This is a genomic window from Lachnoclostridium sp. An169 (assembly GCF_002160525.1).
Classification (GTDB): domain Bacteria; phylum Bacillota; class Clostridia; order Lachnospirales; family Lachnospiraceae; genus Mediterraneibacter; species Mediterraneibacter cottocaccae.
The window spans coordinates 18,125-42,207 of the sequence record NZ_NFKT01000015.1 but is presented as its reverse complement, the minus strand read 5'-3'; the positions used below and the strand labels follow the sequence as shown (position 1 = coordinate 42,207).

Genomic DNA, 24,083 nt, shown 5'->3' with positions numbered 1-24,083 from the left:
CTTCAAAGAAGCCGGTGAATACCTGATGCGTAACAGGCTTGTAATGCTGATTGTCGTTTTCTGCCTTACGTCCTCCATTCTGATAGGACGGCTGTTCTACCTGCAGATTATCCGGGGAGAAGACTATCTGGAGAATTACGAGCTGCAGATCCGGAGAACTACGACGATACCTGCCACCCGAGGAAACATCTACGACCGCAACGGCAGCCTGATTGCATACAATGAGCTGGCATATTCCGTCACGATCGAAGACAGCATTCCCAGCGGGAAGGACAAGAACGAGCTTCTGAATGCCGTTCTTGACAAGGTTCTCTCCATTGTGGAATCCCATGGCGACTCTGTGATCAGTTCATTCGGAATCACGCTGAACTCTTCCGGAGAGTACCAGTTTACCCAGCGCAGCGAGACCCAGCGGCTCCGTTTCGTGGCAGACGTATACGGGCTGGCAACCATTGACAAGCTGTCTGCCGATCAGAAGAATCAGACTGCAGCTGAGATCATTGATTATTTATGTTCGGAGAAACGCTATGACCTGGACCAGGAGAGCCATGATGCGGCCTATATCCTGAAGATGATCAACATGCGCTATGCCATGAGCCTTACCAGCTACAGCCAGTACATGGGGACCACCCTTGCCTCGGACGTGAGCGATGAGACTGCGGCGGCAATTATGGAAAACAAGGATTCCCTTACCGGTGTTGACATTTCGGAGGAGTCGCTGAGACGATATCCGGACGGAGAATATTTCGCATCGATCGTCGGCTATACCGGCCAGATATCCCAGTCGGAGTACGATGCTTTAAGCGATGAGGACAAGGAACGCTACTCCCTGTCAGATATCGTCGGAAAGACCGGAATCGAGCAGACTATGGACAGTGTGCTCCAGGGTACAAAGGGCGAGTCCACCTTCTATGTGGACAACCTCGGTAAAATACTCGATACTGTCAGCCGGAAAGAGCCGGAAGCCGGAAATGACGTCTACCTTACCATAGATAAAGATCTGCAGATCTACGCCTATAACCTGCTCGAGGAGAAGCTTGCGGGAATTATCCTGAACAAACTGCGCAATGTGCTTGATTACGATCCGGCGGAGGCCAAGAGCCAGAGCGATATTATCATCCCGGTGGGAGATGCCTATAACAGCTTTATCTCAAATGAGATCATCGACATGGACCATTTCGGCAGTGCAGACGCCCAGACGGCAGAGCGCACTGTATACGGCATTTTCCAGGAGAAAAAGACTTCAACTCTGTCCGCTATCCTCTCGGAGATGCAGAATCCCGATGCATCCGCATACAGGGACCTGTCAGAAGAGATGCAGGCTTATATGTCCTATATTGTAAACGACGTTCTGGATGACCAGACCGGCCTGCTTCTGACGGACAGAATCGATACAAGCGATCCGACCTATACGGCATGGCGCAGCGATGAATCCATCAGCCTTTACACATTCCTGAACTATGCGATCACCCAGAACTGGATCGATACATCACTGATCGACGACAGTTCCTATTCGAGTTCGGAGGAGATTTACCAGGCACTTGTAAATTATTTGCAGGAATATTTGAATGAGGATAGTGATTTCGACAAACTTCTCTATGAATATCTTATAAAATCAGGAAGTGTCAGCGGAGCTTATATCTGTGCGATCACCTATGAGCAGGGCGTCCTTCCCATGGATGAGAGTGCATACAACGGCCTGCTTGACGGAAGCGTCAGCGCTTATTCCTGGCTGTACAGCAAGATTGATAATATCGAGATCACACCCGGCCAGCTGGCGCTTGACCCGTGTTCCGGCGGTCTGGTACTGACCGATCCGAATACCGGCGATGTCCTGGCATGTGTTTCCTATCCGGGATATGACAACAACAGACTTGCCAACACGATGGATTCGGCTTATTATACCCAGCTCAATACAGGGGATGCAAACACCTTTTACAACCGTGCCACACAGGAGCTGACTGCTCCGGGTTCTACTTTTAAGATGGTTACATCCGTTGCCGGACTGACGGAAGGCGTGATCGACGGCGGCACATATTTAAGCTGCAACGGCCCGTTTACAAAGGTTACGCCCAGCCCGAGATGCTGGATCTATCCCAGCGGGCACGGAAGCCTGAATATTACCCGGGCGCTGCAGGTATCCTGCAACAACTTCTTCTACGAAGTGGGCTACCGTCTCGGGATTGATGAGAACGGGAATTACAACAGCGAAACCGGAACCGACAAACTTGCAAAATATGCCGAGATGTTCGGTCTGGGACAGAAATCGGGTGTGGAGATTTCCGAATCTTCGCCGCAGATTTCTACAGAAGACTCCGTTCGTTCTGCCATCGGCCAGGGCAACAGCAACTACACGGTCAGCCAGCTCAACCGCTACGTCACAGCCGTGGCAAACCGCGGAACCGTCTATGATCTGACCCTGATTGACAAGACGACAGATTCCAACGGAAAGCTGATCAAGGATTACTCTGCGGAAGTGATCAACACTATGGATGAAGTCAGCTCGACGACCTGGGATCTCGTCCAGGAGGGAATGCAGAGGATGGTGGCTAACTCATCGACCTTTACCGGATCCGGCATCTCCATGTCCGGTAAGACAGGTACTGCACAGCAGAGCAGTCTCCGCTCCACACACGCGCTGTTTGTCGGCTACGCGCCGTCAGACTCCCCGGAAATCTCCATTGCAATCCGTATCGCTTACGGATACACTTCCTCCTATGCAGCGGAAGTGGCGAGAGATCTTGTAAGGATTTATTTCAACCGGGATCTTGCAGGCGAGCTGATCACAGGAACGGCTGCCGACCTGGGTACTGCGATTTCCGGAGACTGATGCGCTGCACTTTATAAAACGGGATTACAAACAGGGGGAATGCAAAGTGGACAGACTGGTGACGATCAGGAGCAGCCGTTACGGTATGGATATACAGCTTGATCCGGATGTACCGTTTCTGGAACTGACGGAAGCACTGAACCGGAAATTCAGCGACTCCTCGAAGTTTTTCAAGGGCGCCCGGATGGCTGTCAGCTTCAGCGGCCGGACGCTCAGCCGGACGGAAGAAGCACGGATCTTAAAGATCATCAGTGACACGACCGATATCGAAGTGGTATGCATTATAGAGAAAAATGAAAAAAATGAATTAATGTACAAAAGCGTCGTCGAGCAGACTCTCTCCAACATTCAGAAAAAAGAGGGTCAGTTCTACCGGGGTACTCTCAGGAGGAGACAGATCCTTGAATCGGACTCGAGCATCGTGATTCTCGGCGATGTGGAGCCCGGTGCGAGGGTGGCTGCCAAAGGAAATATTGTCATCGTAGGAGCTCTTTACGGTTCGGTTCACGCCGGCGCATCAGGAGACAGGAACGCGTTCATCGTAGCTCTTTCCATGCAGCCGAAGCAGCTCATGATCGGTGACATTGAGGCAAAACGCCAGATTATCTATCAGGAAAGCCTGAACATCAGCGGTCCGAAGATCGCAGTAATCGACGGAAAACGAATTTACCTCGATCCGCTTGTAGACTGACCGCAGAAGAGGGCAGGCCGTTGCAATATATGTAGGAGGAAAAACAGCATGGGCGAAGTTATTGTCATTACTTCAGGAAAAGGCGGCGTCGGCAAGACGACGACAACAGCAAATATCGGCATTGGTTTGTCGCGGCTCGGGAAAAAGGTCGTAGTGATCGACACGGATCTCGGACTGCGGAATCTGGATGTAGTCATGGGACTGGAAAACCGGATTGTCTACAATCTTGTGGACGTCATTGAGGGAAACTGCAGGCTGAAGCAGGCGCTCATCCGGGACAAGCGTTTCCCGGAGCTCTATCTGCTCCCATCTGCCCAGACGCGGGATAAGACAAGTGTCTCTCCGGAGCAGATGAGAAAGCTGGTTGACGGCTTAAAAGGAGACTTTGATTTTATCCTTCTCGACTGTCCCGCCGGCATTGAACAGGGATTCCAGAATGCCATCGCCGGGGCGAACCGGGCGATTATCGTCACCACCCCGGAAGTGTCTGCCATCCGGGACGCAGACCGCATTATCGGTCTCCTTGAGACATCAGGGATCCGGCAGAATCAGCTGATTATCAACCGCCTCCGGGTGGATATGGTAAAGCGGGGCGATATGATGACCGTTGACGATGTCACGGAGATTCTTGCCATCGGACTGCTCGGCGTTATCCCGGATGACGAACAGGTTGTAATTGCCACAAACCAGGGAGAGCCGGTAGTAGGAGAGGAGTCCGCTGCGGGAGCAGCATATGAGCGGATCTGCCGCAGGCTTCTCGGAGATGAGATTCCGATCAATGACTTCACCAGGCCGGAAGGATTCCTTGAGAAGATCTCCAGCCTCCTGCACAGGAATTAGGAGGGAGCGCCATGAGTGTACCTTCTGTTTCCATTGCAAAAGAGCGGCTCCGGAATCTGCTCATATCCGACAGAATACAGTGTACACCTGATGCGGCGGACAGGCTCTCAAAAGACCTGTACAATACCGTCTCAAAATACATGGAAATCCGTCCGGAGGATTTCAGGATAGAGATAACACGTACTGACATACATATCAGATATACAGGAGAATCAAATTGAATTTTATTTTAAAGAATCTAAAACAGCGCTACAATTTAAAAGATTACCGATTCAGCCTTGTTGCATTCGTACTTGTACTTTCAACCATAGGTGTTTTTATGGTGAGAAGCGCCCGCCCGGATCTCATGACCAGACAGATTATGGGAATCGGACTTGGCGTTGTTGCCATGATTGTAATTTCACTGATTGATTACAAGTGGGTGCTCGGACTGTACTGGCTGATCTATGTCGTAAATATCATCCTTCTTGTAGTTGTTCGCTTTACTCCGCTTGGAAAGGTTGCAAACAATGCAAAGCGTTGGATCGAACTCTTCGGATTTCAGTTCCAGCCATCAGACCTGACAAAGATTCTGATGATTCTGTTCTTTGCCAAGTTCCTGATGGACCGGGAGCATAAAATCAAAGACCCGAAGACGATCCTCCAGGCCATCGCCCTGATTCTGCCTTCCCTGGCACTGATCGTTATCCAACCGAACCTCTCAACCACACTATGTCTTGCAGCTCTGTTCTGCGCGCTGCTCTACCTGGGAGGCCTGAGCTACAAGGTAATCGGCACGGCTCTTGCCATAGCGATCCCTGCCTTTATCATTGTCCTGGTGATTGCCGTACAGCCCAACCAGCCGTTTCTCAAGGATTATCAGCAGGAGCGTATTCTGGCATGGCTGGAACCGGAGAAATACGCGGATGACACTGCTTACCAGCAGCTCAACTCGGTTATGGCGATCGGGTCCGGACAGCTCTCAGGGAAAGGATACAACAACGACGCCACTACCTCAGTAAAAAACGGAAATTTCGTATTGGAACCGCAGACGGATTTTATTTTTGCAATTATTGGTGAAGAATTAGGATTTGTGGGTTGTTGTGTCGTTATATTTTTGCTATTATTAATAATAATAGACTGCATCTTGGTTGGTTTGAAAGCAAAAGATACAGGAGGGCGGATTATCTGCGGCGGAGTTGCCGCGCTGATAGGAATCCAGAGTTTTATCAATATCGGCGTGGCTACCATGATCCTTCCAAACACAGGTCTGTCCCTTCCCTTTGTAAGTTATGGACTGACTTCCGTTGTATGCTTTTTTATGGGAATCGGGTTCGTACTGAATGTTGGCCTGCAGCCTAATAAATATCAGTAAGGAGAGAGTTGCGACTATGAATATCGGATTAATAGCACATGATGCGAAAAAGAAACTGATGCAGAATTTTTGCATAGCATACCGCGGAATACTCAGCAAACATGAACTGTATGCGACAGAGACAACGGGAATTCTCGTGGAAAATGTCACGAACCTGAGCATTCACAAATTTTTGCCCGGACACCTTGGCGGCAAACAGCAGCTTGGTTCCCAGATCGAACACAATAACATCGATCTGCTGATTTTTTTCCGTGATCCGCTTACTCCGCGTTCCCATGAACCGGATGTCAACGATATTGTAAAACTTTGCGATATGTATAATATTCCGATTGCCACGAACATTGCTACGGCAGAAGCTCTGATTCTGGCACTCGACAGAGGAGATTTGGACTGGCGTGAAATGTACAAATAATAACCGGACTTCTGTAAACAGGGTCTCCGTGAACACGGGACCGGGAGAACATACCGGCCGGGGCGCATCCGCCAGAAGCAGGGCGGCGGCCCGAAAGCGCCGGCTGATGAAAAAAAGACGGAGACAGCAGCGGATTGCAGCCGTGCTGATCTCCCTTGTCGTTCTGATCGGAGCAGGTTCTGCCGCATTTTTCCTGTTTTCCGGATTATCAGGTGACACCGTGGCCGCTTACGGGGCGGAGAAGTACAGCAGGAGCCTTTATGAAGGCACTCTTTTTGCGGACGACCTCTGTGTTTCCACAGAAGATGTGGCGCTGGATGGCTTCGCGGATGACGCTTCCTTTTATGCGGCCGGACTTTTTAATCTGAACAGCAGGAGCGTAGTATGCGGTTACCATCTGTACAACCGGATCTATCCCGCCAGCACGACAAAAGTTCTGACAGGATATCTGGCGCTGAAATACGGGAACCTTGAGGATGTCGTCACAGTCAGTGAGCATGCCACTGATTTTGAGTGGGATGCCTCTGTGTGCGGACTTCGCACAGGTGATCAGATCACACTGTACGATCTGGTATGCGGCCTGCTTCTTCATTCGGGAAATGACTGCGCCACTGCAATTGCCGAACATATATCCGGAAGCGAGGAAGCTTTTGTCGAGCTGATGAATAAGGAGGCCCGGGCGCTCGGTGCGACGGGAACACATTTCGTCAATCCCCACGGCCTTCCTGATGAGGAACATTATACGACGGCATATGATCTCTACCTGATGTTCAATGCGGCTATGAAAGATGAGCGGTTCGCCGAGATCATATCCATGACATCCTATAAGGGCACGCTGACCGGCGCGGACGGCACAGTGCGCACGGAGACATGGGAGGCGTCCAATTACTATTCTTCCGGACAGGTACAGGCTCCCGATGGGATCCGTGTTCTGGGCGGCAAGACAGGGACGACAGATCTCGCCCGCAACTGTGTAATCCTTTACTGTGTGGATTCTCAGGAGAATCCATATATTTCAGTGATTATGGGGGCTTCCAGCCGTAACGCCCTGTATGAAGCGATGAACCGTCTTTATACAGCCGGAATCAGCGCATAAGACTATGTGACGCATAAGCCGGTGAGAATGAATGGAAATGCAAAAGCCTTCCGCGCGGAAGGCTTTTGTTGTGATCATCCTGCGGATGTGATCCTTTTTTTGCAGATGTGATCTCCTTTATTCTGACATGCCTCTGATTCTGCCGTACAGGCTGATAAGGTACAGACCACACAGCCCTACGATCGTGTAGACAATCCTGGAAAGCCAGCTCAGGTCGCCGAACAGGAACGCCACAAGATCGAAGCGGAACAGTCCGATCAGAAGCCAGTTCACAGCACCGATGATAACAAGTGTCAGAGCGGTATAATCAAACCATTTCATGTTATTTCCTCCTTTTCCATGTCAATGATTTTATTATTACCGTAAAAACTGGAAATATACATGAAGAAATGTTATACTGTCTAAGTTATGAATATGCAGGAGGTTTATCCCATTTTGGCAGAGAAAAAAAATAAATCGGTCAGCATAAAAAAATACAGAAACAAACGGGAATTTAACGTCGGACTTCTCCTTTTTGCCATTATCTTTCTCTATCTTATCGTCACGGTCATCCGCTCTCTTACAGGGACGCAGATCGCGGCTTATGAAGTGAGAGAGGGGAGTATTGTCCGGGACAACTCCTATACCGGCCTGGTAATCCGGGAAGAGACGGCTGTGCTCTCGGAGGGAAACGGATATGTGATCTACTACCAGAACGAAAACAGTAAAGTGAAAGCGGGAAGCAATATTTACGCGCTTTCCCCGAACCGGCTTGAGCCCCGGGAAAACACCGGTCAGACGGATACCTCCACCGCAGAACTCAACGCGGAGGTGCAGTCTGCCATCGTTCTTCAGATTCAGAATTTCAATGAAAATTATCGGGAGAATGACTTTTCTTCTGTATACACATTAAAAAATGAAGTCATCTCCTCACTGCAGGATGCTCTCAGTGAGACAAAGACAGATTATATCGGGGCTGCGATTGCCGCCAGCGGTCAGAATGTCACTTCTTACCAGACTTCCCGGGACGGAATCGTTGCATTTACGGTGGACGGCTGCGAGAGTCTGACTGCGGAGAATTTTACGGAAAAGGATTTTGACCGTTCAGATTATGAAAACACGCTCCTGCAGGACCAGATGAAGGTGCAGACCGGCGATCCCGTATACCGCCTGATCACCTCTGACAACTGGTCGGTCATCGTCCCTCTTTCCGATGAAACCGCTGCCGAACTTGCAGAGGATGAAGTGTCACGGATCCGCGTGCGCATCGACAAGGACAGCGAGACAATGGTCGCCGGGTTTTCCATTATAGAAAAGGACGGAAAATCTTACGGGCGTCTTGATTTTGACAATTCCATGATCCGCTACGCTGAGGAGCGTTACCTGAACATTGAGCTGATTCTGGAAGATGAAAGCGGTCTTAAGATTCCCCGTTCATCGGTTGTGGAGGAAGATTTCTTTGTAGTTCCCGGGGAATATATTACCACGGGAGGGAACAGTTCTTCCAATGGAGTCATGATTTCTGACGGGAATGGAAACGCCACCTTCCAAAGCGTGGGCATCTATTCTACATCGGAAGACGGGGAAGTATATTTAAGCCGGGACGAGCTGAAAGAGGGCGATATTCTGATCCGGCCGGATTCCACGGAGACGTTTACCGTCGGGGCGGTGAAGCCGCTGACCGGCGTGTATAACATCAACCGGGGCTATGCCGTATTCCGGAAGGTTACAATCCTCTGCGAGAGCGATGAGTTTTACATTGTACAGGAAGGGGACAGCTACGGGCTGTCGAATTACGATCATATTGTCCAGGACGGCAGTACCGTTGATCCGGACGAGGTTGTATTTCAATAGCGCCGTTTGATCATTTACAATAACATATATAAAGACAGGAGGAACAGATAATGTTGAAAGATCAGCTGGAGGATGTGGAACAGAAGATTCAGGCAGCCTGCGACAGGGCAGGGCGGAACAGGGACGATGTCACCCTGATTGCAGTCAGCAAGACAAAGCCGGTGGAAGTGTTGAAAGAGGCATATGATCTTGGTATACGTGTATTCGGAGAGAACAAAGTCCAGGAACTGACAGAAAAATACGAGGCGCTTCCCCGGGATATTCACTGGCACATGATCGGACATCTTCAGACAAATAAGGTAAAATATATCATCGACAAAGTCGATCTCATCCACTCCGTAGATTCTCTGAAACTTGCCGAAACAATTGAGAAAGAAGCAGCCAAGCATGGGAAAGTCATGGATATTCTGGTCGAGGTAAACGTTGCGGAAGAGGAGAGCAAGTTCGGGCTGAAAACAGAAGAGGTGATTCCTTTCATCGAAAAGATTTCAGAATTTCCCCATATCAGAGTGAAAGGTTTAATGACAATTGCGCCTTTTGTTGAAAATCCCGAAAAAAATCGTACAGTTTTCGCAGATTTACATAAATTATCTGTTGACATTAACGATAAAAACATTGATAATGTTACTGTGAGCATACTTTCGATGGGGATGACCAATGACTACGAGGTTGCGATCGAAGAGGGCGCTACTATGGTACGTGTCGGAACCGGTATCTTTGGTGCCAGAAATTATGCTGTATAGATCTGCCGGCGTCGCTGTGTCCCGCTGATCTTCAGCAGAGCCTGGAACAGAAAGTATGAAAAAAAGAAGGCTGCATGCGCCATCGCATGCAAGATAGGAGTGTAAAAATGGGTGTATTTGATAAATTTCTGGACATCATGAAATTGAACGACGATGACTACGATGACGATGAGTTTTATGATGATGACGAGTATTATGACGATGATTATGAAGAGAAGCCCCGTCGTTCCCTGTTCGGAAAGAAAAATGCAAAAGAAGAGAACTATGACGACTTTGACATGGAAGAGGAGAAGAAGTACCAGCCTGCGGGAAGCAGCAGCAGTAAGGTAACTCCGATGAGACAGCCTGCCCAGAAGAGAGGCGGCAACATGGAAGTCTGTGTTGTGAAACCGACTTCCGTTGATGATTCCAGGGAGATTACAGAGACACTGCTCTCCGGGCGCACGGTTATTCTGAATCTTGAAGGCATGGATCTCGAGATTGCGCAGAGAATTATCGATTTTATCTCGGGCGCTACTTTTGCAATCAGCGGAAACCTGCAGAAGATCTCTAATTATATCTTCCTTGTGACGCCTACCAACGTTGATATTTCCGGTGATCTTCAGGATCTTCTCGGCGGTTCGATGGAAACACCGAGTGTGAGAGGCAGATATTAGGATTGAACATGTACAGAGACAGTCAGGAAAAAGATGTGCAGATGCTGGAAAAACGTTTTATCGAGCTTTCCCGGTTGGCATATCAGCGCGAGATTATTACATATACGGATTTTCTGAATCTGAATGAGCAGAATATTTTACATACCCTGCCAAAAGACAGACTTTTTACAGGCTACAGATCTTTTGGCGGGTATTTTATGGCAGAGCGTCAGATGGCGGCATTCATCCCTGATGCTCTTTATTTGCGTTACGGAAAATCAGAACTCACTATGGAGGAACTGGATTTTCCTTTCTGTGCAGTGAAAATCTCTCCCCTGAACCGGAAATTTGCCGGGGAGATGTCGCACAGGGATTATCTCGGCGCAGTGCTCAACCTGGGAATCGACCGTTCCAAAACCGGGGATATCCTCATAGACGGCAGCGACGCCGTTATTTTCGTACACCGGGATCTGGAATTCTTCCTGAAGGAAGAGCTTACAAGAGTGCGTCACACCTCTGTCAGACTGGATTCCATTGATATTCAGGACTTTGACTATACGCCGCGTTACGAGGAGATCAGGGGCACTGTAGCGTCCGTAAGGCTTGACAGTCTGTTAGCCCTCGCCTTTTCTTCCTCCAGATCCAGGCTTTCCGGCCTGATCGAGGGCGGCAGGGTCTTTGTAAACGGGAAACTTATCACAAGCAACGGATACCAGCTCAAAGACGGCGATATTGTTTCTGTGCGCGGAATGGGAAAGTTTCGATTCGAGGGAACGCAGGGGACAACCCGCAAGAACCGGATTACCGTCTCTGTCCGCAGATATGTGTAGTAGCGGATTTACAGACATGTGTTGCAGAACAGACGAAATTACTCAGTAAGGATGGACATATCAGAATGAATGCTTTGCAGAAAAGAAAAAATATTACAAGTTATCTACTGGCACTTGCCGGGTTTGCGGTGGCTGTTTTTGCCGACCAGCTCACAAAATATCTGGCTGTTCTATTTTTGAAAAATGCTCAGCCGTTTACGGTAATTGACGGGGTATTCGAATTTCACTATCTGGAAAACCGCGGTGCGGCTTTCGGGCTGATGCAGAACCGGCAGTTCGTCTTTGTGATCGGTGCAGCGGCAATTTTCATTATATTTGCTTATCTGTACGGTAAACTCCCGCACGAGAAGAAGTATTATCCGCTCCGTATCTGTGCGGTTCTCCTCTGTGCCGGAGCCGTGGGAAATATGATTGACCGGCTCAGACTGAATTACGTAATCGACTTTCTCTATTTCAAGCTGATCGATTTCCCGATTTTTAATGTTGCGGACTGCTATGTGGTGATTTCCTGCATCTCTTTCGTACTTCTTATCTCTTTCTATTACAGGGATGACAGCGACTTTGATTTTCTCAAATCCGGGAAGAAGAACGGGACGCAGGATGAAAGCAAAAAGGAGAATTAGGAAAAGGAGAATCAGATGGAACAGATTAATCTGACTGCAGATCTGTCAGGGGAAAGGATTGACCGTTTTCTGTGCGGAAAGCTCAATGACCTTTCCCGTTCTTATATCCAGAAACTTCTGAAAAACGGAAGTATTACCGTAAATGATAATCCGGCAAAATCAAATTATAAGGTATCTTCCGGCGACAGAATCTGTGTGGAAATTCCGGATCCGGAACCACTGGACATCGTCCCAGAGGATATCCCCCTCGATATTCTTTACGAGGACGACGAAATCCTGGTGGTAAACAAACCGAAAGGGATGGTTGTTCATCCGTCCCCCGGGCATTACAGCCACACTCTGGTAAATGCCCTTCTGTATCACTGCCGGGACCGTCTTTCCGGGATCAACGGCGTTCTGCGCCCCGGGATCGTCCACCGGATTGATATGGACACCACAGGTTCCCTGCTTGTCTGCAAGACGGATCACGCCCATCAGATTCTGGCTGAGGAGCTGAAGGAACACTCTATTACAAGGCGGTACCACGCGGTTGTCTGCGGAAATATAAAGGAAGATTCCGGAACTGTAAATGCTCCTATAGGAAGACATCCGACAGACCGGAAGAAAATGAGTACAAAAGCGGTAAACGGGCGTCCGGCTGTCACCCACTACAGAGTCCTTGAACGGTATGGAGACTATACTTATATTGAGTGTGAGCTTGAAACCGGGCGCACACACCAGATCCGTGTCCACATGGCGAGTATCGGTCATCCGCTGCTCGGTGACGCGGTATACGGACCTTCCAGATGCCCTTTTAAGCTTCAGGGACAGACGCTCCATGCCAAGATTCTCGGGATACGTCATCCGGTTACAGGGGAATATATGGAATTCGACGCGCCGCTTCCCCAGTATTTTACAGAGCTTCTTGAACGTCTGAGGAAGAGCCGGGGCTGACGGAATAACAGCACAGAGCGCCGGCAAAATCATAAGAGAATGAAGAAGAATTTATTTTAATATTGTCATTTTCCTTTTTTCTCGTTATAATAGTCATATAGTAAGTGATTGAAGCACTGTTTTTTATGCAAAATCACAATATATGCTGACGCAAAGGAGAGTGGCTAATTATGAAAACAAATACGATCATTACAATCGGACGGCAGTTTGGAAGTGCAGGCCGGGAAATCGGGCGCAGGATTGCGGAAGATTTTGAAATTAAACTCTATGACAAGGAGATGCTTGCCAGAGCGGCCAAAGAAAGCGGGATCTGCGAGGAAATATTCGAGACTCACGACGAAAAGCCGACGAACAGCTTTCTTTATTCTCTCGTGATGGATACCTATTCCCTCGGATATTCCGGCAACAGCTACACAGACATGCCGATCAACCACAAGGTGTTTCTCGCACAGTTTGACGCGATCAAAAAGATTGCCGATGAAGGTCCCTGTATTCTGGTCGGAAGATGTGCTGATTACGCTCTGGAGTCCTACAAAAACGTCGTCAGTGTATTTATCCACGCAGATATGGATACAAGAATCCGTCGTATCGCACGGATCTATGATCTGACAGACGCCAAGGCAAAAGATCTGATCATCAAGACAGATAAAAAGCGCTCCAGCTATTATAATTATTACACCAACAAAAAGTGGTCGGATGCAGAGAGCTATGAGCTCTGTCTGAACAGCGCAGAGCTGGGCATTGAAGGGACAGCTAAGATGATCGAGGAATATGTGCTGAGAAAGGAACAGATAAAGAGAGAAGACCGGAAAATCTGATATTAAAAAAACTCCTCCTAAAAAAAATAAAATGAAAATGCGGATACTCAGAATATTGAATTTACATATAATCTGAGCATCCGCATTTTCTGTTTTTCAGTTATTCTTTTTCCGCATTTCTTTCGGCATTCGGCTCATCGGGTATGAATTACCCGCTCCGGCCATCCCTGAATATTTCCGTTCAGAATTGCATGGAACATGCGCTCTTTGGCGCCGGGATGGTCATGGTTGAGCTGATGAAGAAGCTCTTTGGCATACTGCCGCTTCGTGTATCCGTCCACCGGACATTTGCTCTTTACCACCGGAAGATCATATTTGTTTTTAAACCCGATGACATCCATCTCGTCCACAAACATGATGGGGCGGATCACCGTCAGATCCATGCGGTCCAGATAGGTCTTCGGGGAAAAGGAGTGGAACCTGCCTTCAAAGATCAGGGAGAGAAGCATGGTTTCGATAATATCGTCCTTATGATGGGCATATGCCACCTTGTTGCATCCCGCCTCCTTGATTGCCTGGTTGAGCGCTCCTTTTCTCATCTTTGCGCAGAGAGAGCAGGGATTCGACTCCTTGCGCACGTTAAAAAGAATATTATAGATATCCGACTTGACGATTGTATAAGGGACATCCATCTCCCGGCACATTTCCTGAATCGGGGAAAGATCAAAATCCTCGAACCCCAGATCCACCGTTATGGCGCTGAGTTCAAATTTCTTCGGGTAAAAGCGCTTCAGGCCGTGCAGGGCGCACAGAAGCGTCAGGCTGTCCTTTCCTCCGGAGATACCTACCGCAATATGGTCGCCCTCCTGGATCATTTCATATTCGTCAACAGCTTTTCTTGTAAAGCTCAGTAATCTCTGTAACTGCATTGTACTCTAATCACTCCATCGTCACTTTTTGATAGTTTCTGTATTCCGCAGAGTTTATCCCGGAATTACGCTCCAGTCATATATTATACTGAGATCCCGGCATAAATACAAGAATAAATATCAGTAGCAATCAATCACACTTCACGGAGTTTCACAGCGCCGGCGGCCTGTCTGCGGCGGTTTTCATCGATTGCCGCATAGTGCTTTTTCGTGGTATTGACATCCTTATGCCCGAGAACGTCCGCTACAAGATAGATGTCCCCGGTTTCCCGGTAGAGCGCCGTGCCGTATGTACTGCGCAGCTTGTGGGGGGTAATCTTCTTGTTGGGCGTCACTTCGCGGGCGTATTTCTTCACCATATTTTCCACAGCCTGAACGCCCATACGTTTTCTCTGGGTTGACAGGAAAAGCGCATTTTCATGTCCGGGAAGAGGAACCGTTGTTTTCCGGGTCGTGTAGAGATACATTTTCAGAGCGTTCTCCACCTCCTCGCCGAAATAGACGACCATCTGATTGCCGCCTTTCCGTGTGACAGTAATCCCGTTGTTTTTGAAATCCACATCCTGAATATCCAGCCCCACACACTCTGAGACTCGGATTCCGGTGCCGAGCAGGAGAGTAAGGATCGCCAGATCCCGGTTCTTTGTCTTCTCATAGTAAACTTTTCTCTGTCCTGTCAGGTTGTCCCCGCCATGGTCAACATAATCCAGAAGAAGCGCCACCTCGTCCGCGTCCAGACGGATAATCGCCTTGTCATGGATCTTCGGCATATCCACGAGAAGCGTGGGATTCTTTGTTATCATCTGGTGTTTGAAATAGTAACCGTAGAAACTACGCAGAGCGGACATCTTCCTGGCAAGTCCTTTTTCCGTGTTTGTGAGCTGTTTGTCATCGTTTTCATATACTTTCAGGTATTCCTGATATTCCTCGATATCTACGGGCTCCAGGCGCTCCAGATCATGGACCGTAAACTGATCCATCGTGTAATCCCTGTAAACCGGGTTATTTTCGATCAGAAAATGAAAAAAGACCCGGATATCGTATGCGTAGGAAATCCGCGTCCTGGCAGACGTTACGGGCTCCATGGCGCGGAAATAATCCTTCGCAAAAGGCGGCAGCGTCTTCAGAATATTCCGCAGCCTGAGCGTGTTGTCTATATATTTCTGTTCCTGATAGGTTTTCGTATCGTTTCCATTGTTTCCATTTGCGTTTTCATTTTTCTGTGGCATAACTGTTTACCTCTTATTTTTATACTCCATATTTGCAGATTTTCCTTAGTGCCTGTATAATTATAACAAATTCCCGGACTTTCGTCCACATCTTTTGGAAAAATCGGTATTTGTCGTATAGATCTATTTCTCAGTTTAAAACCGGACGCTCCAGGCAGCCTGCCCTTCCCGTCCGGTTTTATCTTGGAGTGTATATATATCAATACATAGGGATGTATATTGATACCTGATTTATCTGAACTCTGTGTCGTTATAGGCGATGATCAGATTCTGTCCGGCCTCAATGGAATCAGAGGTAAGATTGTTCATCTCTTTGAGAACCTCTACATATTCCGGAATGGAATCATATTCGGATGTCATTGTCTCTGACGCGATTCCCCATAACGTATCACCCGGTTCAATCACGATGCTTGTATAATATTTATAGAGAACCTGTTCCTCATTCTTTTCCTTTGCAGATACAAAAAATACACTGCAAAAAAGAAAGATGCATAATACAGCTGCAAATCCTGCGGCAGCTCCTGTGAGTGTTCTGATGTTCCTTTTTCTTCTGTTCGCTGTTCTCATTTTCCATTCCCCCTGGATAATACCCCGAAATTAATTTGATCGAACGTTTGTTCTCTACGTGTTTTATTATATGACACGAACATATGTTTGTCAATCCGTAATTTTTAAAAAAACCGAACATATTTTCGTAACATATGTTTGCTTTTTAAAAACTGCTGTGGTACTATAGTTAATAGCTGAAAATGTAAAGTTCTTGGAGGAGTAAGATATTATGTCACAGGGGAAAATAAGTCCGAAGCAGACGGAAATACTTGAGTATATAAAACTGCAGATTTTAAAGAAGGGGTTCCCGCCGTCTGTGCGGGAGATCTGTGAGGCAGTCGATCTGAAGTCCACCTCTTCTGTCCACTCTCATCTTGAGACACTGGAGAAGAACGGCTACATCCGCCGGGATCCCACGAAGCCGCGTGCCATCGAAATTCTGGATGACGATTTTAATCTGGTTCGCAGGGAGATGGCCAACGTGCCGGTGATCGGAAGTGTCGCTGCAGGAGAGCCGCTCTATGCGGAACAGAATATTGAGGACTACTTCCCCATTCCGGTGGAACGCCTTCCCAATAAGCAGACTTTCCTGCTGAAGGTGAAAGGGGAAAGCATGATCAACGCGGGAATTCTGGACGGCGATATGGTCCTTGTAGAAGAGACTTCCACGGCTTCCAACGGTGATATGGTTGTTGCCCTTGTGGAAGACGGTGCTACCGTAAAGACCTTTTACAAGGAAGAAGGCATTTACCGCCTGCAGCCGGAGAATGACTTTATGGATCCGATTATCGTACATGACGTTATAATACTCGGAAAAGTGATCGGTGTATTCCGCTTTTTTAAATAATTTTTACGGACAGAATATTACAATATTATAAAAAAAAGCAGCGGTCTCTGTTTTACTGATGTAGTATCAGCTTGACAAATACTGCTGCTTCTTTTCTATTTCACTTTTACTGTCATTTTCGCTTTTGCTGTCGTTCACTACAGCTCTTCTGCGCTGATAAGCTTTCCGTCCTTCCAGATCCTCTCCAGATCGTAGAACAGCCTGTTTTCCTTATCAAACACATGCACAATGATATCGCCGTAATCCATAAGCACCCATCTCCCGGTGCCCTGCCCTTCGCACTGGCGCAGCGAATAGCCTGCCCTGTGAAGCTGCTCTTCCACGCTGTCCACAAGGGCGTTCACCTGCGTGTCGCTGTTCCCGTTGGCAATGATAAAGTAATCCGCCAGAACGGAAATTCCTGTGATATCGATCACTTTGATGTCCTCGCCCTTTTTATCGCTCAGCGCGGCACAGGCGATCTTTGCCATCTCTCTTGACTGGTTCATCCTAGACCTCCTTTTTATAGAAATTATACGTTTTTACCGTCATCGGGTCAACTGCTTTCCCGCCGTTTTCCAGATATCTCACCGTGGAGCCTGCCGACAGACAGACCGCCTGGTCAATATCCCGGAAAACGATACCGCGGATCTCCTGAAGGCCCGGGATCTCTTTCCTGTTTGGCTCAATATAATCTGCAATATAGATAATCTTCTCCAGAAGAGTCATGTCCGGTCTTCCTGTTGTATGGTAGGTAATGGCATCCAGAATCTCCTGATCCCGGATCCCGTAATCATACTGTGCCAGGCAGGCGCCCAGCTTCGCATGGACGAGTGCGGGCATCTGAAGTTCGGACTCTGTCAGCTTGATCCCGATCGTCCGGCACATCTCTATCTGCTCCTTCGCCGGACAGAATTTTCCGCAGTCATGGAGCAGTCCCGCTGTCAGGGCTTTCTGCATATCCGCGCCGTAACACATTGCCAGTGACGCGGCTGTATACATGACTCCCAGGGTATGTTCGTATCTTTCCTTTTTCAGTAATTTGGATAATCTTTTTCTGATCTGTTCCAGTTCTTCCGTCATTATTGCTCTTCCTCCAGGTTCTCATGATCTTTCTGTCCGCCGTCCTTCTGATAGAGCCGGTGGACCCGGATGTATTCCGCCACAGTATCCGGCACCATATAGCGGACGCTTAAATCCCTGGCAGCCCGCTCCCGGATCGTCGTCGATGAAATCTCCAGAAGCGGCGCCTGAAGCAGCTCAATCTCCGCCCCGTACTTCTCTTTCAGGTATCCGATCTGCCGGCGCATCTCGCAGGCATCCTTGTCATCCCTCATGGCTGCCAGTATGGTGCATGTAGGAAAAATCTCCCTGAAATACATCCACTTTTCAATGGAAAAAAGGGAATCCGCTCCCAGTATAAAATAGAAGGAATAATCCGGATAGATCCGGTTAAACTCCCTCATGGTCTGATAAGTGTACGAATGATCCTTAATATCCGCCTCATACAGATTCAGACGAAAATAAGGCACACCGTCAATAGCCTGACGTATCATCTCCACGCGGTGCCCCAGCGCCTGTTTTGTGTCCTCCGTATCCTTGTGCGGCGGATTCCCGTTGGGGAGGAACCAGATCTCATCCAGCCCGAAATCCTCATAGGCAAACTCTCCCAGAAGAAGATGTCCGATATGAATGGGATCGAACGTTCCTCCCATAATTCCTATTTTTTTATTGTCTCCGTCTTTACCGGGGAAGCATGATTTTCTTCTTGTCATCTTTTCCTTCTCTGTAGAGTACGATCTTTTTCCCGATTACCTGTACAACCTGGGAACGTGTCCGCTCGGCGATGATCTCCGCAAGCTCCCGCGGGTCGTCCGCGCAGTTCTTGAGTACGCTGATCTTGATCAGCTCACGCGCCTCAAGCGCCTCGGAGATCGCCTGCGTCAGCCCCGGCGTCATACTGGATTTCCCGATCTGGAAAATCGGCTCCATGGTCATGGCAAGGCTCTTCAGATAAGCCCTCTGTTTTGTCGTCATTCCTGCTCTTCTCCTTGCTGTTTTGAATCAAAATTACTTGTAATAATCAAACTGGAAGCCATACATCTTTACCGTATCGCCTTCCTGAATTCCTGCCGCCTCAAGTTCATCGAGAATTCCCGTCTCCTTTAAAAATTTCTGGAAGAAGGCAAATCCCTTCTCGGAATCGAGGTTCGTATAGCCGAGCATCTTCTCGATCTTCGGTCCTTCCACAACAAACATGCCGTCCTCCTGCTCCACAGTATACGGCAGCTGCTCGTAGATCAGCTCGTCATCCGGGAAATACTCCTGCTCGAAGATAACCGGAGGCGTATCCATTGTCTCAAGCTGTGAGCTCACATAATAGAGGAGCTCGGATATTCCTTTCCCCGTTGCTCCGGATATGGGGAACACACGGATCCCTTTGGGCTCAAATTCCTTTTTCAGGCGCTCCACCGGATCATTCTCCGGATCATAGATCAGATCCGTCTTGTTCGCCGCAATCACCTGCGGGCGCTGTGCAATCTCCGGATTGTATGCCTCCAGTTCGGCATTGATCTTGTAGATGTCATCCACCGGATCACGCCCTTCCGTGCCGGCCGCATCCACGACATGAATCATCATCTTTGTTCGCTCGATATGCCGCAGGAACTCGTGCCCGAGCCCTACGCCCTCGGATGCCCCTTCAATGAGCCCCGGGATATCCGCCATAACGAATCCTTTTGCTCCATCCAGATCCACTACTCCCAGATTCGGGTTCAGTGTGGTGAAATGATAGTTGGCGATCTTGGGCTCCGCGTTGGTCACACGGGAAAGCAGGGTGGATTTCCCCACATTCGGAAAACCGATCAGCCCCACATCTGCAATCACCTTCAGCTCCAGACTGACTTCCAGCTCCCGGGCAGGCTGTCCCGGCTGTGCGTATTTCGGCACCTGCATGGTCGCCGTGGCGAAGTGCTGGTTGCCCAGTCCCCCTTTTCCGCCCTTTAAAACGACCTGCCGCCGGTTTTCTCCGGACATATCGGCAATTACCTTACCGGTCACAGATTCTTTGATCACCGTGCCCTCAGGGACGCGCAGGACGAGATCCTGTCCGTCCTTTCCGTGGCAGCGGCGCTTTCCTCCCGGCTCCCCGTCTCCGGCCGCATATTTTCTCTTGTGGCGGTAATCAGCCAGGGTGTTCATTCCCTCGTCCACTTCAAAGATCAGATCGCCGCCGCGCCCGCCGTCTCCGCCGTCCGGTCCGCCGTTTGGGACATAAAGCTCCCTGCGGAAACTGCAGTGTCCGTCGCCGCCCTTGCCGGATCTGATATAGATTTTCGCTCTGTCTGCAAACATAACTACTCCTTTTAAAATTCCTTCTGGTATACAAAAGCCCCAGACGAAAGGTCTGGGGCCATTACTGCCTTGATATACGAGTGAAAAGTTCCGGCCGGACTCTTCCAGTCAGTCCTCTTATTCAGCTACCGGATAGATAGAAACCTGTTTCTTATCTCTGCCTTTTCTTTCATATCTCACTACGCCGTCAACGAGTGCAAACAGAGTGTCATCTCCGCCGCGTCCAACATTCAGACCCGGATGGATCTTTGTTCCGCGCTGTCTGTACAGGATGTTTCCTGCCTTAACAAACTGTCCGTCCGCTCTCTTCGCGCCCAGTCTCTTAGCTTCGGAATCACGTCCGTTCTTTGTGGAACCAACTCCCTTTTTATGAGCAAAAAACTGAAGATTCATTTTCATCATGGTACTTACACCTCCTTGAAAACAATGTCAATGTATGGTTCTGAGTCGTCGCTGTCTTCTATTGCTTCCAGACCAAGAATCATGGAATCCAGCAAAAGTCCGGCATCGTGGGAGGGACGTCCCGCAAAGCGGAATTCAATGCTTCCCTCGTCCTCGTCGCTGACGCAGCTCGTCTCATCATCCGTAAAACGCTCAACAGAATTGACCGCATTGATGACAAGCGCGGAAACGGCAGCGCAGACAATATCATGTCCCGCCTCTGCAGCTCCTGCATGTCCCGTCACGTCAAACCCCGAGTATTCATGCCTTCCGGTCTTATAAACGGTTACCTTTATCATCGGACAGACCGCTTACGCGTTGATCTTGTCGATCTTGACAGCCGTATACTGCTGTCTGTGGCCATTCTTTTTGTGGTAGCCGGTTTTTCTCTTATACTTGTAAACGACAACTTTCTTCGCTTTTCCGTCGCCGATTACAGAAGCTGTAACTGTTGCACCTTCAACAGTCGGGTTTCCAACGACCAGCTTGTCGTTATTCACTGCAAGCACCTGATCGAATGTGTAAGTCTCTCCAGCTTCAACACCAAGTTTTTCTACTTTAATGATATCGCCTTCAGCTACTTTGTACTGTTTACCACCTGTTGCTATAATCGCGTACATATGGCACCTCCTATTATCATTACTCGCCAATTACGGTGGCTGTCACAGAGACAGCACTTTAAAAACCTCATTGTGCGGCATACTAGTGTAGTATATCACAGAGATTTTCAGGAAGTCAATACCTTTTCTGAAAATTTCTGTTTTGAAATTTCAGTCCCGGAAATTCCGGTTCTTCATATTTTCATAGCAGTATTCAATGATACTGCGCCGGGTAATGATTCCGATGAACTTCTTCTGGTCATCGACCACCGGAACGAAATTCTGGTTCATCGCCTTGCGGATCAGATCCTCCATATCCGAATCAGCCGAAACTGCTTCATAATCCGCTTTTCTCGGGAAGTCCTGGATAAAGATATTCTCCGCTTCCTTCAGGTTGAGATTCGTATATCTCTTGATTCCCCACAGAAGATCTCCCTCTGTAATTGTCCCCACATACTCTCCGCTCTTGTTCAGCATGGGAATGGATGCATATTTATGGTATTCCATCGTCTCCAGAACCTGTCGGAGCGTGCAGTGATCGTAGACAAAGGCAACTTCGCTCTTGGGTTTCAGAAAAAACAAAATATTCATAATAATTAAAGCTCCGTTTTTACAGTTCTGTCAGCACAAAGATCTCGTACAGCGCGCGGATCGCATTCTTGAAATCATCGTGGCGCACACCGATGATGATGTTGAGCTCACTGGATCCCTGGTCAATCATCTTTACATTAATATGTGCATGGGCAAGAGCAGAGAAAATTCTTCCCGCTGTACCTCTCGTGGACTTCATTCCACGTCCCACGACAGCAATCAGGGCGAGATCAGATTCCAGCTCAATATGATCCGGATTTACCGCCTTGTGGATGCCGGCCAGAATCTTCTGCTCTTTTTCCTCGAACACATCCTTGTGTACAAAGATCGTCATGGTATCGATACCGGAAGGCATATGCTCGATGGACACTTCATTGTCCTCAAATACCTGCAGGACCTTGCGGCAGAACCCGATCTCGGAGTTCATCATCGCCTTTTCCACTGTGATTGCGGCAAATCCGTCTGTACCTGCGATACCTGTGATCGTATATTTCGGTTTGCGGCAGGTTCCTTCCACGATAAGCGTGCCCTTGTCCTGAGGCGCGTTCGTGTTGCGGATATTGATTGGAATTCCGGCCTTTCTCACCGGGAAAATGGCGTCCTCATGGAGCACGCTCGCTCCCATGTAGGAAAGCTCTCTTAATTCCTTATAAGTAATCGTCTCAATAGACTTCGGATTCTTCACAATTCTCGGATCTGCAATCAGGAAACCGGATACATCCGTCCAGTTCTCATACATATCCGCATGCACGGCAAGCGCCACCAGAGATCCGCTCACATCCGAGCCGCCTCTGGAAAATGTGACAACCGTACCGTCTTCCTTTGCCCCGTAAAACCCGGGAATCACGGCATTGTCAAGATGCTCCAGACACTCTGACATCAGATCGTTGGTCACTTCGTCATTAAAAGAGCCGTCCTCATTAAAACGCACCACTTCCGCAGCATCGACAAATTCAAACTGCAGGTACGCCGCCATGATCTTTCCATTTAAATACTCGCCTCTTGAAGCCGCGTAATCTTTCCCTGCTTTTTCGGAAAAGTTCTTCCGGATCACCTCAAAATCTTCATCCAGGGAAAATTTCAGTCCAAGCCCGTCAATGATCTCCTGGTATCTCTCGTGAATCTTTTCAAGCTGGTCCGTAAAATCCTGCCCCGCTTCCGCAGCAGCATAGCAGGCATACAGCATATCCGTTACCTTCGTATCGCTGGAAAAACGCTTTCCGGGCGCAGACGGCACTACATATCTCCTCGACGGATCCTCACGGATAATCGCTCCCACCTTCTTAAACTGCTCTGCACTGGCAAGGGAACTTCCGCCGAATTTTACTACTTTCTTCATCTCTTTTCTCATCCTCTCCAAACCTGTTCTCCATTCGTCTGGTATGCGCCGGACCCTTCCGGCACACTCTCGGTTCATTATTATAACGCCTGAAATCCGGCTTGTAAATGAAAAATGTAAATTACCCGGGTAATTTTTACAGTTCTTCTTTCGTGATCTGACCGTACTCCGCTCTTGCAGCCCGCTTCAGGTCATCCGGCTTCAGACGGATCTGCATTCCCAGCTTTCCGCCGCTGACATACATGTATTCCAGATTTTCCGCACTCTCGTCAATTACTGTGGGAAACTGCTTCTTCATGCCGATGGCAGTGCAGCCGCCCCGCACATATCCCGTAACCGCCGTGATATCCTTTACGTGGAGCATCTCCACAGACTTCTCTCCCACTGCTTTCGCCGCTTTCTTCAGATCCAGCTCGGCAGCGATGGGGAGGACAAATACATAATGGCCGCCGCTTTTCCCCGTCGTGACAAGAGTCTTGTAAACATGGTCGTGAGGGAGACCAAGGTGGTCTGCAACCGTAATCCCGTCCACAAACTCCTCGCATTCGTAGGTCTGATATTCATAAGGTATCTTGTTTCTGTCAAGAATGCGCATGGCATTCGTCTTTAATTCTTTCTTGCTCATAAGTTCACCTGCTTATAAAATTT

30 protein-coding genes are annotated in these 24,083 nt (G+C 48.6%); 15 read left to right on the top strand and 15 right to left on the bottom strand.

All coding sequences use genetic code 11. The annotated features are described in order from the left end of the window. Positions 1 to 25: 25 nt before the first annotated feature. From B5F07_RS11735 to B5F07_RS11705, 7 genes are all read left to right on the top strand, one after another. On the top strand, positions 26 to 2,830 hold the full coding sequence (locus B5F07_RS11735) for a penicillin-binding transpeptidase domain-containing protein (protein WP_087161546.1): 2,805 nt from the start codon (positions 26 to 28) through the stop codon (positions 2,828 to 2,830). A 46-nt stretch (positions 2,831 to 2,876) separates the two neighbouring features. Next, entirely contained in the window at positions 2,877 to 3,521 is a 645-nt protein-coding gene (locus B5F07_RS11730; RefSeq protein ID WP_087161473.1) for a septum site-determining protein MinC, read from the top strand. 48 nt (positions 3,522 to 3,569) lie between these two features. Next, on the top strand, positions 3,570 to 4,361 hold the full coding sequence (gene minD / locus B5F07_RS11725; protein WP_087161472.1) for a septum site-determining protein MinD: 792 nt from the start codon (positions 3,570 to 3,572) through the stop codon (positions 4,359 to 4,361). Between the two features lie 11 nt (positions 4,362 to 4,372). Beyond that, positions 4,373 to 4,582, top strand: coding sequence for a cell division topological specificity factor MinE (locus tag B5F07_RS11720; protein ID WP_087161471.1), 210 nt, complete (start codon positions 4,373 to 4,375; stop codon positions 4,580 to 4,582). After that, positions 4,573 to 5,715 carry an FtsW/RodA/SpoVE family cell cycle protein gene (locus tag B5F07_RS11715; RefSeq protein ID WP_442911414.1) on the top strand — a complete coding sequence of 381 codons (1,143 nt, stop codon included), beginning with the start codon at positions 4,573 to 4,575 and terminating at the stop codon, positions 5,713 to 5,715. The genes B5F07_RS11720 and B5F07_RS11715 overlap by 10 nt, the downstream gene beginning before the upstream one ends. Positions 5,716 to 5,731: 16 nt before the next feature. After that, positions 5,732 to 6,127, top strand: a complete 396-nt coding sequence (locus B5F07_RS11710; protein ID WP_087161469.1) for a methylglyoxal synthase — start codon at positions 5,732 to 5,734, stop codon at positions 6,125 to 6,127. 106 nt (positions 6,128 to 6,233) lie between these two features. Then, entirely contained in the window at positions 6,234 to 7,223 is a 990-nt protein-coding gene (locus B5F07_RS11705; RefSeq protein WP_087161545.1) for a D-alanyl-D-alanine carboxypeptidase family protein, read from the top strand. A 117-nt stretch (positions 7,224 to 7,340) separates the two neighbouring features. Here the strand turns inward: B5F07_RS11705 and B5F07_RS11700 are convergent, their stop codons facing one another. Beyond that, complete coding sequence (locus B5F07_RS11700; RefSeq protein ID WP_087161468.1) at positions 7,341 to 7,544, bottom strand: DUF378 domain-containing protein; 204 nt, start codon at positions 7,542 to 7,544, stop codon at positions 7,341 to 7,343. 114 nt (positions 7,545 to 7,658) lie between these two features. Here B5F07_RS11700 and B5F07_RS11695 point away from each other — a divergent pair, with 114 nt between their 5' ends. The 7 genes from B5F07_RS11695 (at position 7,659) to B5F07_RS11665 (ending at position 13,638) form a co-directional block, all read left to right on the top strand. Beyond that, positions 7,659 to 9,056 carry an HlyD family efflux transporter periplasmic adaptor subunit gene (locus tag B5F07_RS11695; RefSeq protein WP_087161467.1) on the top strand — a complete coding sequence of 466 codons (1,398 nt, stop codon included), beginning with the start codon at positions 7,659 to 7,661 and terminating at the stop codon, positions 9,054 to 9,056. 50 nt (positions 9,057 to 9,106) lie between these two features. After that, on the top strand, positions 9,107 to 9,799 hold the full coding sequence (locus B5F07_RS11690) for a YggS family pyridoxal phosphate-dependent enzyme (RefSeq protein WP_087161466.1): 693 nt from the start codon (positions 9,107 to 9,109) through the stop codon (positions 9,797 to 9,799). A gap of 107 nt (positions 9,800 to 9,906) precedes the next feature. Then, the gene (locus tag B5F07_RS11685; protein ID WP_087161465.1) at positions 9,907 to 10,455 is read left to right on the top strand and encodes a cell division protein SepF; all 549 of its coding nucleotides are present in this window, start codon (positions 9,907 to 9,909) and stop codon (positions 10,453 to 10,455) included. An 8-nt stretch (positions 10,456 to 10,463) separates the two neighbouring features. Next, positions 10,464 to 11,264, top strand: a complete 801-nt coding sequence (locus tag B5F07_RS11680) for a YlmH/Sll1252 family protein (protein ID WP_087161544.1) — start codon at positions 10,464 to 10,466, stop codon at positions 11,262 to 11,264. A 65-nt stretch (positions 11,265 to 11,329) separates the two neighbouring features. Further along, positions 11,330 to 11,887, top strand: coding sequence for a signal peptidase II (gene lspA, locus B5F07_RS11675; protein ID WP_087161464.1), 558 nt, complete (start codon positions 11,330 to 11,332; stop codon positions 11,885 to 11,887). Positions 11,888 to 11,902: 15 nt separating this feature from the next. Continuing rightward, a complete protein-coding gene (locus B5F07_RS11670; RefSeq protein WP_087161463.1) occupies positions 11,903 to 12,820 on the top strand; it encodes an RluA family pseudouridine synthase in 918 nt (305 codons plus the stop codon). Between the two features lie 170 nt (positions 12,821 to 12,990). Then, positions 12,991 to 13,638 carry a cytidylate kinase-like family protein gene (locus B5F07_RS11665; RefSeq protein ID WP_087161462.1) on the top strand — a complete coding sequence of 216 codons (648 nt, stop codon included), beginning with the start codon at positions 12,991 to 12,993 and terminating at the stop codon, positions 13,636 to 13,638. Positions 13,639 to 13,772: 134 nt separating this feature from the next. Here B5F07_RS11665 and B5F07_RS11660 read toward each other — a convergent pair whose 3' ends face one another. The 3 genes from B5F07_RS11660 to B5F07_RS11650 all read right to left on the bottom strand — a co-directional run bounded on the left by B5F07_RS11660 (position 13,773) and on the right by B5F07_RS11650 (position 16,303). Beyond that, positions 13,773 to 14,507: a tRNA 2-thiocytidine biosynthesis TtcA family protein gene (locus B5F07_RS11660; RefSeq protein WP_087161461.1), complete on the bottom strand. Its 735-nt coding sequence runs from the start codon at positions 14,505 to 14,507 to the stop codon at positions 13,773 to 13,775. A 134-nt stretch (positions 14,508 to 14,641) separates the two neighbouring features. Then, positions 14,642 to 15,736 (bottom strand): tyrosine-type recombinase/integrase, encoded by a 1,095-nt coding sequence (locus B5F07_RS11655; protein ID WP_087161460.1) that lies wholly within the window; start codon positions 15,734 to 15,736, stop codon positions 14,642 to 14,644. Positions 15,737 to 15,967: 231 nt separating this feature from the next. Then, the gene (locus B5F07_RS11650; RefSeq protein WP_087161459.1) at positions 15,968 to 16,303 is read right to left on the bottom strand and encodes a LysM peptidoglycan-binding domain-containing protein; all 336 of its coding nucleotides are present in this window, start codon (positions 16,301 to 16,303) and stop codon (positions 15,968 to 15,970) included. Between the two features lie 211 nt (positions 16,304 to 16,514). Between B5F07_RS11650 and lexA the strand changes: the two genes are divergently transcribed. After that, on the top strand, positions 16,515 to 17,132 hold the full coding sequence (lexA, locus tag B5F07_RS11645; protein WP_087161458.1) for a transcriptional repressor LexA: 618 nt from the start codon (positions 16,515 to 16,517) through the stop codon (positions 17,130 to 17,132). A gap of 137 nt (positions 17,133 to 17,269) precedes the next feature. Here the strand turns inward: lexA and rsfS are convergent, their stop codons facing one another. The 11 genes from rsfS to ybaK all read right to left on the bottom strand — a co-directional run bounded on the left by rsfS (position 17,270) and on the right by ybaK (position 24,060). Beyond that, positions 17,270 to 17,620, bottom strand: a complete 351-nt coding sequence (rsfS, locus tag B5F07_RS11640; RefSeq protein WP_087161457.1) for a ribosome silencing factor — start codon at positions 17,618 to 17,620, stop codon at positions 17,270 to 17,272. A 1-nt stretch (position 17,621) separates the two neighbouring features. Next, positions 17,622 to 18,194 (bottom strand): bis(5'-nucleosyl)-tetraphosphatase (symmetrical) YqeK, encoded by a 573-nt coding sequence (gene yqeK, locus B5F07_RS11635; RefSeq protein ID WP_087161456.1) that lies wholly within the window; start codon positions 18,192 to 18,194, stop codon positions 17,622 to 17,624. Then, entirely contained in the window at positions 18,194 to 18,886 is a 693-nt protein-coding gene (nadD, locus tag B5F07_RS11630; RefSeq protein ID WP_140398007.1) for a nicotinate-nucleotide adenylyltransferase, read from the bottom strand. Before nadD ends, yqeK begins: the two co-directional genes overlap by 1 nt. Beyond that, complete coding sequence (gene yhbY / locus B5F07_RS11625) at positions 18,855 to 19,148, bottom strand: ribosome assembly RNA-binding protein YhbY (RefSeq protein WP_087161455.1); 294 nt, start codon at positions 19,146 to 19,148, stop codon at positions 18,855 to 18,857. The genes nadD and yhbY overlap by 32 nt, the downstream gene beginning before the upstream one ends. Before the next feature lie 33 nt (positions 19,149 to 19,181). After that, positions 19,182 to 20,465 (bottom strand): GTPase ObgE, encoded by a 1,284-nt coding sequence (gene obgE / locus B5F07_RS11620; RefSeq protein WP_087161454.1) that lies wholly within the window; start codon positions 20,463 to 20,465, stop codon positions 19,182 to 19,184. 117 nt (positions 20,466 to 20,582) lie between these two features. Then, positions 20,583 to 20,867: a 50S ribosomal protein L27 gene (gene rpmA, locus B5F07_RS11615; RefSeq protein ID WP_087161453.1), complete on the bottom strand. Its 285-nt coding sequence runs from the start codon at positions 20,865 to 20,867 to the stop codon at positions 20,583 to 20,585. A gap of 5 nt (positions 20,868 to 20,872) precedes the next feature. After that, on the bottom strand, positions 20,873 to 21,205 hold the full coding sequence (locus tag B5F07_RS11610; protein WP_087161452.1) for a ribosomal-processing cysteine protease Prp: 333 nt from the start codon (positions 21,203 to 21,205) through the stop codon (positions 20,873 to 20,875). Positions 21,206 to 21,217: 12 nt separating this feature from the next. After that, positions 21,218 to 21,526: a 50S ribosomal protein L21 gene (gene rplU, locus B5F07_RS11605; RefSeq protein ID WP_087161451.1), complete on the bottom strand. Its 309-nt coding sequence runs from the start codon at positions 21,524 to 21,526 to the stop codon at positions 21,218 to 21,220. Between the two features lie 150 nt (positions 21,527 to 21,676). Beyond that, a complete protein-coding gene (locus B5F07_RS11600; RefSeq protein WP_087161450.1) occupies positions 21,677 to 22,096 on the bottom strand; it encodes a CBS domain-containing protein in 420 nt (139 codons plus the stop codon). 19 nt (positions 22,097 to 22,115) lie between these two features. Continuing rightward, positions 22,116 to 23,435, bottom strand: a complete 1,320-nt coding sequence (locus B5F07_RS11595; RefSeq protein ID WP_087161542.1) for an aspartate kinase — start codon at positions 23,433 to 23,435, stop codon at positions 22,116 to 22,118. Positions 23,436 to 23,571: 136 nt separating this feature from the next. Further along, positions 23,572 to 24,060: a Cys-tRNA(Pro) deacylase gene (gene ybaK / locus B5F07_RS11590; protein ID WP_087161449.1), complete on the bottom strand. Its 489-nt coding sequence runs from the start codon at positions 24,058 to 24,060 to the stop codon at positions 23,572 to 23,574. Positions 24,061 to 24,083: the final 23 nt, after the last annotated feature.